At 66.2% G+C, this 13,840-nt stretch carries 14 protein-coding genes and 2 tRNA genes; 9 read left to right on the top strand and 7 right to left on the bottom strand.

Annotation, left to right across the window (positions count from 1 at the left end; genetic code table 11):
* Positions 1 to 40: 40 nt before the first annotated feature.
* Positions 41 to 117 (bottom strand) — tRNA-Asp (locus DMX06_RS12610).
* Between the two features lie 13 nt (positions 118 to 130).
* A tRNA-Val gene (locus tag DMX06_RS12605) sits at positions 131 to 206 on the bottom strand.
* A 216-nt stretch (positions 207 to 422) separates the two neighbouring features.
* Between DMX06_RS12605 and rdgC the strand changes: the two genes are divergently transcribed.
* On the top strand, positions 423 to 1,343 hold the full coding sequence (gene rdgC / locus DMX06_RS12600) for a recombination-associated protein RdgC (RefSeq protein WP_110737501.1): 921 nt from the start codon (positions 423 to 425) through the stop codon (positions 1,341 to 1,343).
* 3 nt (positions 1,344 to 1,346) lie between these two features.
* On the opposite strand, the gene DMX06_RS12595 is transcribed toward rdgC, so the two are convergent.
* Positions 1,347 to 1,799, bottom strand: a complete 453-nt coding sequence (locus DMX06_RS12595) for a protein YgfX (RefSeq protein WP_110737499.1) — start codon at positions 1,797 to 1,799, stop codon at positions 1,347 to 1,349.
* The gene (locus tag DMX06_RS12590) at positions 1,783 to 2,037 is read right to left on the bottom strand and encodes an FAD assembly factor SdhE (protein ID WP_028690159.1); all 255 of its coding nucleotides are present in this window, start codon (positions 2,035 to 2,037) and stop codon (positions 1,783 to 1,785) included. Before DMX06_RS12590 ends, DMX06_RS12595 begins: the two co-directional genes overlap by 17 nt.
* 133 nt (positions 2,038 to 2,170) lie before the next feature.
* Between DMX06_RS12590 and ygfZ the strand changes: the two genes are divergently transcribed.
* Together ygfZ and DMX06_RS12580 are read left to right on the top strand one after the other, a co-directional pair.
* Entirely contained in the window at positions 2,171 to 3,112 is a 942-nt protein-coding gene (gene ygfZ, locus DMX06_RS12585) for a CAF17-like 4Fe-4S cluster assembly/insertion protein YgfZ (RefSeq protein WP_110737497.1), read from the top strand.
* 55 nt (positions 3,113 to 3,167) lie between these two features.
* On the top strand, positions 3,168 to 3,974 hold the full coding sequence (locus DMX06_RS12580) for an HDOD domain-containing protein (RefSeq protein ID WP_050703963.1): 807 nt from the start codon (positions 3,168 to 3,170) through the stop codon (positions 3,972 to 3,974).
* Positions 3,975 to 4,081: 107 nt separating this feature from the next.
* Here the strand turns inward: DMX06_RS12580 and DMX06_RS12575 are convergent, their stop codons facing one another.
* Positions 4,082 to 5,461 (bottom strand): sensor histidine kinase, encoded by a 1,380-nt coding sequence (locus tag DMX06_RS12575; protein ID WP_110737495.1) that lies wholly within the window; start codon positions 5,459 to 5,461, stop codon positions 4,082 to 4,084.
* The gene (locus DMX06_RS12570) at positions 5,454 to 6,125 is read right to left on the bottom strand and encodes a response regulator (RefSeq protein WP_028690163.1); all 672 of its coding nucleotides are present in this window, start codon (positions 6,123 to 6,125) and stop codon (positions 5,454 to 5,456) included. The genes DMX06_RS12575 and DMX06_RS12570 overlap by 8 nt, the downstream gene beginning before the upstream one ends.
* Before the next feature lie 199 nt (positions 6,126 to 6,324).
* Here DMX06_RS12570 and DMX06_RS12565 point away from each other — a divergent pair, with 199 nt between their 5' ends.
* From DMX06_RS12565 to DMX06_RS12545, 5 genes are all read left to right on the top strand, one after another.
* A complete protein-coding gene (locus tag DMX06_RS12565) occupies positions 6,325 to 7,614 on the top strand; it encodes an OprD family porin (RefSeq protein ID WP_110737493.1) in 1,290 nt (429 codons plus the stop codon).
* Between the two features lie 31 nt (positions 7,615 to 7,645).
* Positions 7,646 to 8,626, top strand: coding sequence for a Bug family tripartite tricarboxylate transporter substrate binding protein (locus DMX06_RS12560; protein WP_028690165.1), 981 nt, complete (start codon positions 7,646 to 7,648; stop codon positions 8,624 to 8,626).
* A 175-nt stretch (positions 8,627 to 8,801) separates the two neighbouring features.
* Positions 8,802 to 9,260 (top strand): tripartite tricarboxylate transporter TctB family protein, encoded by a 459-nt coding sequence (locus DMX06_RS12555; RefSeq protein WP_110737491.1) that lies wholly within the window; start codon positions 8,802 to 8,804, stop codon positions 9,258 to 9,260.
* 3 nt (positions 9,261 to 9,263) lie between these two features.
* Positions 9,264 to 10,778: a tripartite tricarboxylate transporter permease gene (locus tag DMX06_RS12550; RefSeq protein WP_050703959.1), complete on the top strand. Its 1,515-nt coding sequence runs from the start codon at positions 9,264 to 9,266 to the stop codon at positions 10,776 to 10,778.
* Complete coding sequence (locus DMX06_RS12545; protein ID WP_110737488.1) at positions 10,771 to 11,799, top strand: AbrB family transcriptional regulator; 1,029 nt, start codon at positions 10,771 to 10,773, stop codon at positions 11,797 to 11,799. Before DMX06_RS12550 ends, DMX06_RS12545 begins: the two co-directional genes overlap by 8 nt.
* Before the next feature lie 113 nt (positions 11,800 to 11,912).
* Here DMX06_RS12545 and ung read toward each other — a convergent pair whose 3' ends face one another.
* Positions 11,913 to 12,605, bottom strand: coding sequence for a uracil-DNA glycosylase (ung, locus tag DMX06_RS12540; RefSeq protein ID WP_110737486.1), 693 nt, complete (start codon positions 12,603 to 12,605; stop codon positions 11,913 to 11,915).
* A 128-nt stretch (positions 12,606 to 12,733) separates the two neighbouring features.
* Here ung and DMX06_RS12535 point away from each other — a divergent pair, with 128 nt between their 5' ends.
* Positions 12,734 to 13,840: an enoyl-CoA hydratase/isomerase family protein gene (locus tag DMX06_RS12535; protein ID WP_110737483.1), complete on the top strand. Its 1,107-nt coding sequence runs from the start codon at positions 12,734 to 12,736 to the stop codon at positions 13,838 to 13,840.

Raw genomic sequence — 13,840 nt, 5'->3', positions numbered from 1 at the left:
TGTTGCTTCCGGGTGTTCAGTGGGCCCTGGAAGCTAAATATGGCGCGGCGGACGGGACTCGAACCCGCGACCCCCGGCGTGACAGGCCGGTATTCTAACCGACTGAACTACCGCCGCGCTATACATCGAGTGGTGGGTGATGACGGGATCGAACCGCCGACCCTCTGCTTGTAAGGCAGATGCTCTCCCGGCTGAGCTAATCACCCTTCGTCTCGGTGTGGCGCGCATTCTACGGAGGACCTCCTACCCTGGCAAGCACTTTTTTCAAAAACTTTGAAAAAAATTTCCAGGTCTTTCAACGACCTAGCCGCGCCGCGATTTTCTTCCTCTATATAAGACTGCTGGCCCTCTGACAGGGCTGGCCTGGAACCGCCGCTCGGAGAATAATGCCCGCCTTATGTATTAAGGAGAGATTCCCCCTCATGTGGTTCAAGAACCTGCTGTCCTATCGCCTGACCCAGGAAGTACCGTTCGAGGCCGAGGCCCTGGAGGCCGCCCTGGCCAGCAAGCCGGCCCGCCCCTGCGCCAGCCAGGAACTGACCACCTACGGTTTCGTCGCGCCGTTCGGCAAGGGCGAGGATGCCCCCCTGGTCCACGTCAGTGGCGAGTTCATGCTGATCGCCGCACGTAAAGAAGAACGCATCCTGCCCAGCAGCGTGGTCAACGACGCGGTCAAGGAAAAGGTCGAGGAGATCGAGACCGAGCAGATGCGCAAGGTCTATAAAAAGGAACGCGACCAGATCAAGGACGAGATCATCCAGGCCTTCCTGCCGCGCGCCTTCATCCGCCGCTCGATGATCTTCGCCGCCATCGCCCCGCGCCTGGGCATGATCCTGGTCAACTCGGCCAGCGCCAAGCGCGCCGAAGACCTGCTGTCGACCCTGCGTGAAGTGATCGGTTCGCTGCCGGTACGCCCGGCCACCGTGAAGATCGCGCCGAGTGCGACCATGACCGACTGGGTCAAGTCGCAGCAGGCCGCCGAGGGCTTCTTCGTGCTCGACGAGTGCGAGCTGCGTGACACCGCCGAGGACGGCGGCATCGTGCGCTGCAAACGCCAGGACCTGACCAGCGAGGAAATCCAGCTGCACCTGAGCACCGGCAAGGTGGTCACCCAGCTGGCCCTGGCCTGGCAGGACAAGCTGTCGTTCGTGCTCGACGACAAGATGGTGATCAAGCGCCTGAAGTTCGAGGAACTGCTGCAGGAGCAGGCCGAGCAGGATGGCGGCGACGAGGCCCAGCAACAGTTCGATGCCAGCTTCCTGCTGATGATGATGACATTCACCGAGTTCCTGCCGGTGCTGTTCGAAGCCCTGGGCGGCGAAGAGATCCCGCAGGGGGTCTGAGGGTCAGGCCGGCGCGGCCCAGCGGCGCCGGCTGAATTTCAGGCGCACCCGCAATCGCCGGTGCGCCTCACGATCCAGTGCATCCCTGGGGATGCACTGGCTCTGGCTGAACCTGCGCCCCTTGCACACGAACCGCAATACCACCAGGGCAGGCAGTGCGACGCTGTCCCGGCACAGGCGTGCCGGCTGCCAGCCCCGGGCACGGCTATATAATTGCCAACCACACGGGGCACGGCGCAGGCCGGTGATGGCCTCGGGGTGGATCAGCAGGATTCGCCGGGGAATGGCCCAGCAGGCGTGGGCAAGACAGACGACGGCCAGCAGGCCGCGCAGCCATCCGGGCAGCGCCATCAGCGCAAGGGCGAGCAGTGCCAGCGCCAGGCTGGAGAGGTAGGCCGTCAGCAGCAGGCGCGAGCCTTGCCAACGGCACTCGAAGCCTTCACTTGGGCTGGACACGGTCCAGGATGATGCGGACCATGCGCTGCAGTTCCGGATCTTCAGACTCGCTGCGCTCCATGAACCAGCCGAACATGTCCTGATCCTCACAGGTCAGCAGGCGACGGTACAGCTCGCGGTCGGCTTCGCTCAGGCTCGGGTAGACCTCCTGGGTGAAAGGTACCAGCAGCACGTCCAGTTCCAGCATGCCGCGGCGGCTGTGCCAGAAAAGCCGATTGAGTTCAGTTTGTTCGACCATGGGGCCCTCCTCGAGTGGTCGCGCAGTATACCGCGCAGCGAACCAAGCGGCACAAGGCGTTGGTCTAGTCACCTACCTATTTTGTTACCGGCGTTCTATGATGGCCGCCAGTCTCTAGCTACCGCGATGACCCATGGCCGATTCCGCTTTCTTCTGTACCCTCTCCCATGAGGGCATCCTCGCCGTCCGCGGCTCCGACGCCGGCAAGTTCCTGCAAGGTCAGCTGACCTGCAACATCAGTTACCTCAGCGACGAGCACGCGAGCCTCGGCGCCCGCTGCATGGTCAAGGGCCGCATGCAGTCGAGCTTCCGTATCCTGCCCGAGGGCAATGGCTACCTGCTGGCCATGGCCCGCGAGCTGCTCGAGGCGCAGTTGGCCGACCTGAAGAAGTACGCGGTGTTCTCCAAGGCCACGCTGAGCGACGACACCGCCGCCTGGACGCGCTTTGGCCTGCAGCAGGGCGACGCCGTCCTGCAGGCCCTGGGCCTGTCCGTGGCGGACGAGGCCGGTGCGACCGCCCGTCATGATGGTCTGATTGCCGTCCGCGCCTCGGCCGGCCGGGTCGAACTGTGGGTGCCTGCCGACCAGGCTGGCGCCGTTGCCGGGAAACTGGCCGCCACGCTGCCCGAGGGCAAACTCAACGACTGGCTGCTGGGCCAGGTCCGCGCCGGCATCGGCCAGGTAATGGGCCCGACCCGCGAACTGTTCATCCCGCAGATGATCAACCTGCAGGCCGTCGATGGCGTGAGCTTCAAGAAAGGCTGCTACACCGGCCAGGAAATCGTCGCCCGCATGCAATACCTGGGCAAGCTCAAACGTCGCCAGTATCGCCTGGCGCTGGCCGAGACAGCGGTACCCGAGCCGGGTACCGAGATCTTCTCGCCAACCCACGGCTCGTCGGTCGGCGAGGTGGTGATCGGTGCCAGCACCAGCAGTGCCGTCGAACTGCTGGCCGTACTCAGCGCCGAGGCGGTGGCGGACGACAACCTGCACCTGGGCAGCCTCGAAGGCCCGCGCCTGTCGCTGCTCGACCTGCCTTACGAACTGGACCGCGACCGGGAAATCCAGCGCTGACCAGCCCGCCCCGGCGTCATGCCGGGGCTGCACCACCTTTGCCGTAGAGAAGTCCATGAACAAGCTGGCCGAGAAGGTCCAAGCGCAACTGCTCGCCGCCATCGACCGGGACGACCTGGTGCTGCCGACGCTGCCGGAAGTCGCCCTGAGCATCCGCGAAGCCGCCGAAGACAGCGAGATCAGCGTTTCCGCCCTGAGCAAGGTGATCGGCCGCGACGCCGCGCTGTCGGCCCGCCTGATCAAGGTGGTCAACAGCCCGCTGATGCGCGCCGCCGTCGAAGTTACCGACCTGCACACCGCCATCACCCGCCTGGGCATCAACTACAGCTGCAACCTGGCCATCGGCCTGGTGATCGAGCAGATCTTCCATGCCCGCGCCCCGGCGGTGGAGCACAAGCTGCGGGATATCTGGGCCAACAGCCTGGAAGTCGCGGGCATCAGCTATGAACTGTGCCGGCGCTACACCCAGCTCAAGCCCGACCAGGCCACCCTCGGCGGCCTGGTGCACCAGATCGGCGCCCTGCCGGTGCTGATCTATGCCGAGGAGCACAACGAGCTGCTGTCCGACCCGATCTGCCTGCACTTCGTCATCGAGCAGATCCAGCCGGTGCTGGGCGACAAGATCCTCAGCGCCTGGGAATTCCCCGAACAGCTGGTCAACGTGCCCAGCCAGGTGCAGGACCTGGACCGGCGCACCGACCAGATCGACTACATCGACATCGTGCAGATCGCCCGCTGCATCAGCCAGCGCGAGCGCAGCCGGCCCCTGGCCGCCCTGCCCGCCTACCGCCACCTGGGGCTGCCCTACGGCACCGAGCTGGATATCGCCGAGTTGCTGGATGCGCGCAGCATGCTGCGCTGATCGAGCCCCGTCTGCGCCGCCCCCTTCGCGGGTAAACCCGCTCCCACAGTCACCAGCCTCCCTGTGGGAGCGGGTTTACCCGCGAATAGGGCTGTAGGGACAACACATCAATCCGCGATAAAACTCACCCGCACCTTCAGCCCGCCACGCTCGCCGTCGTGCAGGCTGATCTGCGCCAGGTGCGCCCGGCATATCTCGCCGACGATGGCCAACCCCAGCCCGCTACCCTGCGCGCTGCGCCGATAGAAGCGCTCGAACACCCGCTCACGCTCATCCTCGGGAATCCCCGGCCCGTCGTCCTCGACTTCGAGCACGGCAGGCTCCAGCACCCGCAGGACCACGTCGCCACCGGGCGGGGTGTGGGCCAGGGCGTTGTCCACCAGGTTGCTGAGCAGTTCGTTGAGCAGGGTCGGCTCGCCCTTGAGCCATACCGGCGCCTCGGCCTCCAGCGCCAGGGCGACACCGCGGGCATGGGCCAGGGGCGCCATGGCCATGCCTAGTTCACGGGCCAGCTGGCTCAGGTCCAGGCGCTGGGCGCCGCCCTCGGCGATGGCCCGGGCGCCGTTCTCCACCCGTGCCAATGACAGCAGCTGGTTGGCCAGGTGGGTGAGTCGGTCGGTGCCCTGGGCAGCCGCTTCCAGGGTCTTGCGCCATTCATCGGGCTCCCGTGAGCGCAGCCCCAGTTCGACCCGCGCCTTGAGCGCCGCCAGCGGCGTGCGCAGCTCGTGGGCGGCGTCGGCGATGAACTGCGCCTGGCGCTCGAACTGGCCGCGCAAGCGCTCGGTGAAGTGATTGAGCCCGCGCACCAGCGGCCCCAGCTCGCGCTGTACCTGGACCACCGGCAAGGCGCGCAGGTCGTCCGGTTGGCGCTCCTCCACAGCCGTGCGCAAGCGCTCCAGCGGGCGCAGCGCGGCACTTACCGCGAACCACACCATCACCAGCGCGCCGAAGGCCAGCATGCCCAGGCGCAGCAGGGTGTCGGCCATCAGCCCGCGGGCCATGCGCACCCGTGCCTCCTCGGTCTCGGCCACGCGGATCTCGGCCATGCCGTTCATGTTCGGCTCGCTCACCGCCTTGAGCAGGCTGACCACGCGCACGTCCTGGCCCAGGTAGGTGGCGTTGTAGAAGCGCGCCAGCGCCGGATAGTCGTCGGTACGCGGCGTGCCCGGTGGCGGGGGCGGCAGGTTCTCGTAGCCGGAAATCAGCTTCTGGTGGATGTCCAGCACCTGGTAGTAGATGCGCCCGGCGCTGTCGTAGGCGAAGGTGTCCAGGGCCACGTAGGGCACGTCAGCGCTAAGGGTGCCGTCGCGCTGCGACAGGCCGGCGGCAATGGTCCGCGCCGATGCCAGCAGGGTCCGGTCATAGGCGGTGTCGGCGGCTTCGCGGCCGTTCCAGTAGGCGCTCAGGCCGCTGGCCAGCATCAGCACCACCAGCAGCAGCGCCAGGTTGCCCAGCAAGCGCCCGCGCAGGCTGCCGTTGTCACGCATCGCGGTGCTCGAGCAGGTAGCCCAGGCCACGGAAGGTGACGATGGCCACCGGGTGGCCGTCGAGCTTCTTGCGCAGGCGGTGGATGTAGATCTCGATGGCGTCGGGGCTGGCCTCCTCGTCGAGGCCGAACACCTGGGCCGCCAGCTGTTCCTTGCTCATCACCCGACCAGGGCGGGCGATCAGCGCCTCGAGCACGCTCTGCTCACGCTGGGTCAGGGTCAGCGGCTCGCTGCCCAGGCTGAAGCGCCGGGTATCCAGGTCATAGACCAGCGGGCCGCAGCGCTGCTGGCGCTCGCCACCAAGCACGCTGCGGCGCAGCAGGGCCTTGACCCGCGCTTCCAGCTCGGTCAGCTCGAAGGGCTTGGCCAGGTAGTCGTCGGCGCCCAGGTTCAGGCCGTGCACACGGTCCTTCACATCGCTGCGGGCGGTGAGCATCAACACTGGCAGGGTCTTGCCGCGCCCGCGCAGGCGCGCCAGCACCTCGAAGCCGTCCAGGCGCGGCAGGCCGACATCCAGCACCGCCACGGCGTAGTCCTCGCTGGCCAAGGCCAGGTCGGCGGCCACGCCGTCATGCAGCACATCCACGGTCAGGCCCTGGCTCTTGAGGGCCTGGGCCACGCTTTCGGCCAGTTGCAGATGGTCTTCGACCAGCAGCACACGCATCGGATTCTCCCTGTTTGGCTGGGCTTTTTGCGCGGAGTGTAACCCCGTGGCGGGTGCTGTGAAGCCCTCGCCGGAAACCTTTCACGCTGAAAGGTTAGCGAAAGGTTGGTTGCCTAGCATCGCACCACGGTCGCCCCGCGCGCCGCAAAAAGCACCAGCAAGGTGCAACACATAAGAACAATAAATGGAGTCACCGACGATGCTGTCCATGCAGCCGCAGGCGTTCGCGCCTATCCGTTCATTCGCCGCCCGACCTTCCGCCCTCGCCAGCGCCGTCGCCCTTGCCGGTGTCGCGCCTATCAGCCAGGCCGCCTTCTTCGAAGACAGCACGGCCACCTTCGAAACCCGCAACATGTACTTCAACCGCGACTTCCGCGATGGCACCAGCGCGCAGCAATCCAAGCGCGACGAATGGGCCCAGGGGTTCATGCTCAATTTCGAGTCCGGCTACACCGAGGGCACCGTGGGCTTCGGCCTGGACGCGCTGGGCATGGTCGGGGTCAAGCTCGACTCCAGCAAGGACCGCACAGGCACCGGCCTGTTGCCGACACACGACAACGGCAAGGCAGCCGACGAGTACTCCAAGCTGGGCCTCACCGGCAAGGTCAAGGTCTCGCAGACCGAGCTGAAGATCGGCACGCTGATCCCCGAGCTGCCGACCCTGCAGCCCAACGACGGGCGCATCCTGCCGCAGACCTTCGAAGGCGGTCTGGTCACCTCGAAGGAGATAAAGGGCCTGACCTTCACCGGCGGGCGCCTGGAAAAGGCCAAGGACCGCGACGACAGCAACTGGGAAGACCTGGCCCTGAACAACAAGAACGGCCGGTTCGGCGGCACCTTCAGCGCCGACAACTTCGACATGGGCGGCCTGGACTACCAGTTCACCGACCGCATCACCGGCAGCTACCACTTCGCCCAGCTCGACGATATCTACCGCCAGCACTTCATCGGCCTGCTCGCCACCCAGCCCTGGGGCCCGGGCACCTTCGGCGCCGACCTGCGCCTGGCGATCAGCGACGACGCCGGAGCGGCCAAGGCCGGCAAGATCGACAACACCACCGTCAACGGCATGCTCAGCTACACCCTGGGCGGGCACAAGCTCAGCGGCGCCTGGCAGCAGCTGTCCGGCGACAGCGCCTTCCCCTACGTCGATGGCGCCGACCCGTACCTGGTCAACTTCGTCCAGATCAACGACTTCGCCGGCAGAGACGAACGCTCCTGGCAGGCGCGCTACGACTACAACTTCGCAGCCCTCGGCATCCCCGGCCTGACCTTCATGACCCGCTACATCAGCGGCGACAACGTCAGCCGCGCCGCCGGTGGCGAGGGCAAGGAGTGGGAACGCAACACCGAACTGAAGTACGTGGTACAAAGCGGCCCGTTGAAGAACGTCGCCGTGCGCCTGCGCAACGCCACCTTCCGCTCCAACTTCACCCGCGAAGCGGACGAAGTGCGGCTGCTGGTGAGCTACAGCGTGGCTCTGTGGTAACCCATAACAACAACGCTCACGGAGATAGACGATGACCTTTTCACTGCGCCGCCTCGTCCTGGCCACCGGTTGCCTGCTGCTGGCCGGCAACGCCCTGGCCGCCGAACCGAAACGCCCCGAATGCATCGCCCCGGCCTCGCCCGGCGGCGGTTTCGACCTGACCTGCAAGCTGGTGCAGAGCGCCCTGGTCAACGAGAAGATCCTCAGCAAGCCCATGCGCGTGACCTACATGCCCGGCGGCGTCGGCGCGGTGGCCTACAACGCCGTGGTCGCACAGCGCCCGGCCGACGCCGGCACGCTGGTGGCCTGGTCCAGTGGTTCGCTGCTGAACCTGGCCCAGGGCAAGTTCGGCCGTTTCGACGAGAACGCGGTGAAGTGGCTGGCGGCAGTGGGTACCAGCTATGGCGCCATTGCGGTGAAGAGCGACTCGCCCTACAAGACCCTCGACGACCTGGTCGCGGCCCTGAAGAAGGACCCGAGCAAGGTGGTGATCGGCTCCGGCGGCACCGTCGGCAGCCAGGACTGGATGCAGACCGCGCTGATCGCCAAGGCCGCCGGGATCAACCCGCGCGACCTGCGCTACGTGGCCCTGGAAGGCGGCGGCGAAATCGCCACCGCGCTGCTGGGCGGGCATATCCAGGTCGGCTCCACCGACATTTCCGACTCCATGCCGCATATCCAGAGCGGCAACATGCGCATCCTCGCGGTCTTCTCCGACAAGCGCCTGGACGAGCCGGAAATGAAGGACATCCCCACCGCCAAGGAACAGGGCTACGACATCGTCTGGCCGGTGGTGCGCGGCTTCTACCTGGGGCCGAAGGTCAGCGACGAGGACTATGCCTGGTGGAAGGCTTCGTTCGACAAGCTGCTGGCCTCCGAGGACTTCGCCAAGCTGCGTGACCAGCGTGAGCTGTTCCCGTTCGCCATGACCGGCGAGGAGCTGGACGGCTATGTGAAGAAGCAGGTGGCGGACTACAAGGCGCTGGCCCGTGAGTTCGGGCTGATCCAGTAAGCCACTCACAACGCGCGCGCTGTAGGAGCGGCCTTGTGCCGCGACAGGGCTGCGCAGCGGCCCCAGGATTTCAGCTTCGCAGCTTGAATTGCCGGGGCTGCTGTGCAGCCCTGTCGCGGCACAAGGCCGCTCCTACAGGGGCCGCGCCGTGTCGAACATTACCGAGGATTCTTCCATGATCCTGCAACGCCTCTTCGCCCTGGCCCTGCTGGCGCTGTGCGCCGTGCTGGCCGTGATGGCCTGGCCCTACCAGGCCGCCTTCTCGTATGAACCGGTGGGCCCGCGCGCCTACCCGCTGCTGATGCTCGGCCTGATGAGCCTGGGCCTTTTGTACCTGGCGATCCGCCCCACGCCCATCGTGCGCAAGGATGACGAGCCGGAACTGGACCGCGAAACCCTGATCAAGATCGCCGCCTGCGTCGGCCTGCTGATCGTCTTCGCCAGCACCTTCGAAGCCCTGGGCTTCATCCTCAGCGCCATCCTGGTCGGCGTGCCCATGGCCCGCCTGTACGGTGGCCGCTGGCTGCACAGCACCCTCGTGGTGGTGGGTATGAGCCTGTTCCTCTACTGGCTGTTCGACCGGGTGATGGACGTCCCCCTGCCCCTCGGCCTGCTCGACGTACTGGAGAACTGACACATGGATACCTTGAGCTACCTGGGCCAGGGCTTCGGCGTCGCCCTGAGCCCGTACAACCTGGTCACCGCCCTGACCGGCACCCTGATCGGCACAGTGGTCGGCCTGCTGCCGGGCCTCGGCCCGATCAACGGCGTGGCCCTGCTGATCCCCATCGCCTTCGCCCTAGGCCTGCCGCCGGAGTCGGCGCTGATCCTGCTGGCCGCCGTGTACCTGGGCTGTGAATACGGCGGGCGGATCAGTTCGATCCTGCTGAACATCCCCGGTGAGGCCTCCACCGTGATGACCACCCTGGACGGCTACCCCATGGCCCGCCAGGGCCTTGCCGGCGTGGCGCTGTCGCTGTCGGCCTGGAGTTCTTTCATCGGCGCCTTCATCGCCACCTGCGGCATGGTGCTGTTCGCCCCGCTGCTGGCGAAGTGGGCGATCGCCTTCGGGCCGGCGGAGTACTTCGTGCTGATGGTGTTCGCCATCGTCGCCCTCGGCGGCATGGCAGGCGACAAGCCACTGAAGACCTTCATTGCCGCGCTGATCGGCCTGTTCCTCTCGGCGGTGGGCATTGACGCCAACAGCGGCGTGTACCGCTTCACCGGCGACAGCGTGCACCTGGCCGACGGCATCCAGTTCGTGGTGCTGGTGCTGGGCCTGTTCTCCATCAGCGAGATCCTCCTGCTGCTGGAAAAGACCCACCACGGCCATGTGGCGGTCAAGGCCACCGGGCGCATGCTGTTCAACCTCAAGGAAGCGGCCTCGGTCTTCTTCGTCAACATCCGTTGCGGCCTGCTGGGCTTCTTCATGGGCGTGTTGCCAGGTGCCGGCGCGACCCTGGCCAGTGCCGTGGCCTACATGACCGAAAAACGCATCGCTGGCGACAAAGGCAAGTTCGGCAAGGGCGACGCCCGTGGCCTGGCCGCGCCGGAAACCGCCATCGGCGCTTCCTGCTGCGGCGCCCTGGTGCCGATGCTGACCCTCGGCGTACCCGGTTCGGGCACCACCGCAGTGATGATCGGCGCGCTGACCCTGTACAACATCACCCCCGGGCCGCTGCTGTTCGAACAACAGCCAGACATCGTCTGGGGCCTGATCGCCTCGCTGTTCATCGCCAACCTCATGCTGATCATCCTCAACGTGCCGATGATCCGCGTGTTCACCCGCATCCTCGCCGTGCCGAACTGGGCACTGGTGCCGGTGATCGCGATCATCACCGCGATCGGCGTATACGCGGTGCATGCCACCACCTTCGACCTGTTCCTGATGGTCGGCATCGGCATCATGGGCTACATCCTGCGCAAGCTGGACTTCCCGCTGTCGCCGATCCTGCTGGGCTTCATCCTCGGCGGGCTGATGGAGCAGAACCTGCGCCGCGCGCTGTCGATCTCCAACGGTGAACTGGGCATCCTCTGGTCGAGCCCGATCAGCATGGGCGTGTGGGTGCTGGTGGTGTGCATGCTGAGCCTGCCGCTGCTGCGCATCTGGCGCAAACGTGCCCTGCAGCGGCGGGCCATGGCCGATGCCTGACCGGTCGTTGCCACTGTTCTGGGCCACCGGGCTGGTCGGCCTTGCTGGCGGATTCCTCGCCAGCAAGGTCGGCTGGCCCTTGCCATGGATGGTCGGCTCGTTGCTGGCGATCATCCTGGTGCGCTGCCTGACCCCCTGGCAGCTCAGCGAAATTCCCAACGGCCGCAAATGCGGGCAATGGATCATCGGCATCGGCATCGGCCTGCACTTCACCCCGGCGGTGATCGAGCAGGTGGCCAGCCACTTTGCGCTGATCTTCTTCGGTGCGTTGTTCACCACCCTCTCCAGCGTGATCAGCGTGTGGCTGCTGCGACGCACCGGTGAAGACCGCGCCACGGCGTTCTTCGCCAGCATGCCGGGCGGTTCGGGCGAGATGGTCAACCTCGGCGCGCGCAACGGCGCGGTGCTCAGCCAGGTGGCCGCGGCGCAGAGCCTGCGGGTGCTGGCCGTGGTGCTGTGCGTGCCGGCGCTGTTCAAGTTCTTGCTCGGCGATGGCGTGCCGCTGAACCATGCCGGCAGCGTGAGCTGGGGCTGGCTGGCATTAATTGCACCGCTGGGGGTACTGGTGGCGTTGCTCTGGCAGCGTCTGCGCCAGCCCAACCCCTGGTTGTTCGGGCCGTTGCTGGTGGCAGCCAGCGTGAGCCTGGCGGGCAACCTGCAGATCGGCCTGCCCAACGGCGCCAGCCAGATCGGCCAGTGGCTGATCGGCAGCGGCCTGGCCTGTCATTTCAATCGCGCGTTCTTCCGCCGGGCGCCGTCGTTCCTTGGCCGCACCCTGCTGGCCACGGCGCTGTGCATGCTGATCGCCGCAGGCGCGGCCTGGGCGTTGAGCCTGCTGACGCACCTGGACCTGCGCTCGCTGACGCTGGGGATGATGCCCGGGGGCATCGCCGAGATGAGCCTGACGGCGGAGACCCTGCAACTGTCCGTACCGCTGGTGACGGCGCTGCAGGTGATGCGGCTGTTGTTCGTGCTGTTCCTGGCCGAGCCGTTGTTCCGGCGCTGGAATGCCAGCCAGTAGAGATGTGCTGGCTTCTTCGCGGGTAAACCCGCTCCCACAGGTACTGTGCAGACCCTGAAAGGCAGCACATTTTCTGTGGGAGCGGGTTTACCCGCGAAGAGGCCCTCAGCCAATCACAGCGGCGGCAACGCCCAATCGATCGGCGCCATCCCGCGTTGTTCCAGGAAGCTGTTGGTACGGCTGAAATGCCCGCAGCCAAAGAACCCACGGTAAGCCGACAGCGGTGACGGATGCACCGACTTGAGCACCAGGTGCTTGCTGGCATCGATCAGCTTCTGCTTGCTCTGGGCATGGGCGCCCCAGAGCAGGAATACCACGTTCGGGCACTGCTCGCTGACCACCTGGATGATCCGGTCGGTGAAGAACTCCCAACCTTTTTTCGCGTGGGACGCGGCGTTGGCACGCTCCACGGTCATGGTGGTGTTGAGCAGCAGCACCCCCTGCTCGGCCCAACTCTGCAGGTAACCATGAGCGGGGATCGGCAGGTTCAGATCACGCTGCAACTCTTTATAGATATTCACCAGCGATGGTGGCGTGGGGATGCCCGGCTGCACCGAAAAGCACAGACCATGGGCCTGGCCTGGGCCGTGGTACGGGTCCTGACCGAGGATGACCACCTTGACCTGCTCCAGCGGCGTGGAATTCAGGGCGTTGAAGATCAGCGGCCCAGGCGGGTAGATCTCCTTGCCGGCGGCATACTCCGTACGCAGGAACTCGCGCAACTGATGCATGTAAGGCTGGTCGAACTCGGCGCGCAGCGCGGCCTTCCAGCTGGGTTCGAGTTTGATGCGATCGTCGTCGGTCATGGGGGCATCCAAAAGCAAAGTGCCGCGACACTAGGAAAGCCGGGCCGGCTTGTCAATCGATCCGACCGACGACCGGCAGCTTCGCCGCGGCAGGCCATACTGAGGGGATGACCTGCGCGAGGTAGTCCATGTCCATTCAATGCGAGGTACTGACCGGCGTCGACGGCGCCCGTATCGGCATCGCCACCCTGGATGCGCCCAAGGCGCTCAACGCCCTGACGCTGCCCATGATCGAAATGCTCGACGAACGGCTGCGCGCCTGGGCCAGCGACCCCGGGATCGTCTGCGTGCTGCTGCGCGGCAACGGGCCGAAAGCCTTCTGCGCCGGTGGCGATGTCCGTGCCCTGGTCGAGGCCTGCCGCGAACACCCCGGTAGCGTACCGCCGCTGGCCGCTACCTTCTTCGCCAGCGAATATCGCCTCGACCATCGCCTGCACACCTACCCCAAACCCTTGTTGTGCTGGGGCCATGGCCATGTGCTGGGCGGCGGCATGGGCCTGCTGCAAGGTGCCGCGGTACGCATCGTCACCCCCAGCAGCCGGTTGGCCATGCCGGAAATCAGCATCGGCCTGTATCCGGATGTGGGCGCCAGCTGGTTCCTCGCCCGCCTGCCGGGCAAGCTCGGCCTGTTCCTGGGGCTCACCGGCGCCACGATCAATGCCCGCGACGCACTCGACCTGGGCCTGGCCGACCGTTTCTTCGGCGAACATCAACAGGAGGCGCTGGTCGAGGAACTGCTGCAATTGAACTGGCAAGAACAGACCGCGCTGCAACTCAACAGCCTGCTGAAGGCCGAGCAGCACCGCGCGTGCGCCGAGCTGCCACAAGGCCAGTGGCTGGCACGCCGCGCCGTGATCGACGAAGTGCTCGACGTGGCCGATCCGGTGGCGGCCTGGCGTGCCCTGGCCGGCCTGGCCCGGCATGCCGACCCCTTGCTGGCGGCGGCCGGCCAGCGCCTGCACGAAGGCTGTCCGCTGACCGCGCACCTGGTCTGGGAGCAGATCCGTCGGGCACGCCACCTGTCACTGGCCCAGGTGTTCCAGATGGAATACACCCTGAGCCTGAACTGCTGCCGTCACCCGGAGTTCAGTGAAGGGGTCCGGGCCAGGTTGCTGGACAAGGACAACACCCCGCGCTGGCACTGGCCGGATGTGGCGCAGGTACCGGTGGCGGTGGTGGAGGCGCATTTCAGCAAGGCCTGGGAGGGGCGCCATCCGTTGGCGGAACTGGGATGA

This window comes from Pseudomonas mosselii (assembly GCF_003205295.1).
GTDB lineage: Bacteria > Pseudomonadota > Gammaproteobacteria > Pseudomonadales > Pseudomonadaceae > Aquipseudomonas > Aquipseudomonas mosselii_B.
This window is presented reverse-complemented; position numbering and strand designations above follow the sequence as displayed.

Excerpts from the sequence above, each read along its gene's own strand:
- DMX06_RS12580 (WP_050703963.1), top strand. The coding sequence starts at position 3,168 with ATGAACAAGCTGGCCGAGAAGGTCCAAGCGCAACTGCTCGCCGCCATC.
- DMX06_RS12560 (WP_028690165.1), top strand. The coding sequence starts at position 7,646 with ATGACCTTTTCACTGCGCCGCCTCGTCCTGGCCACCGGTTGCCTGCTG.
- ung (WP_110737486.1), bottom strand. The coding sequence starts at position 12,605 with ATGACCGACGACGATCGCATCAAACTCGAACCCAGCTGGAAGGCCGCG.
- DMX06_RS12570 (WP_028690163.1), bottom strand. The coding sequence starts at position 6,125 with ATGCGTGTGCTGCTGGTCGAAGACCATCTGCAACTGGCCGAAAGCGTG.
- ygfZ (WP_110737497.1), top strand. The coding sequence starts at position 2,171 with ATGGCCGATTCCGCTTTCTTCTGTACCCTCTCCCATGAGGGCATCCTC.
- DMX06_RS12550 (WP_050703959.1), top strand. The coding sequence starts at position 9,264 with ATGGATACCTTGAGCTACCTGGGCCAGGGCTTCGGCGTCGCCCTGAGC.
- rdgC (WP_110737501.1), top strand. The coding sequence starts at position 423 with ATGTGGTTCAAGAACCTGCTGTCCTATCGCCTGACCCAGGAAGTACCG.
- DMX06_RS12555 (WP_110737491.1), top strand. The coding sequence starts at position 8,802 with ATGATCCTGCAACGCCTCTTCGCCCTGGCCCTGCTGGCGCTGTGCGCC.
- DMX06_RS12545 (WP_110737488.1), top strand. The coding sequence starts at position 10,771 with ATGCCTGACCGGTCGTTGCCACTGTTCTGGGCCACCGGGCTGGTCGGC.
- DMX06_RS12535 (WP_110737483.1), top strand. The coding sequence starts at position 12,734 with ATGTCCATTCAATGCGAGGTACTGACCGGCGTCGACGGCGCCCGTATC.
- DMX06_RS12590 (WP_028690159.1), bottom strand. The coding sequence starts at position 2,037 with ATGGTCGAACAAACTGAACTCAATCGGCTTTTCTGGCACAGCCGCCGC.
- DMX06_RS12565 (WP_110737493.1), top strand. The coding sequence starts at position 6,325 with ATGCTGTCCATGCAGCCGCAGGCGTTCGCGCCTATCCGTTCATTCGCC.
- DMX06_RS12575 (WP_110737495.1), bottom strand. The coding sequence starts at position 5,461 with ATGCGTGACAACGGCAGCCTGCGCGGGCGCTTGCTGGGCAACCTGGCG.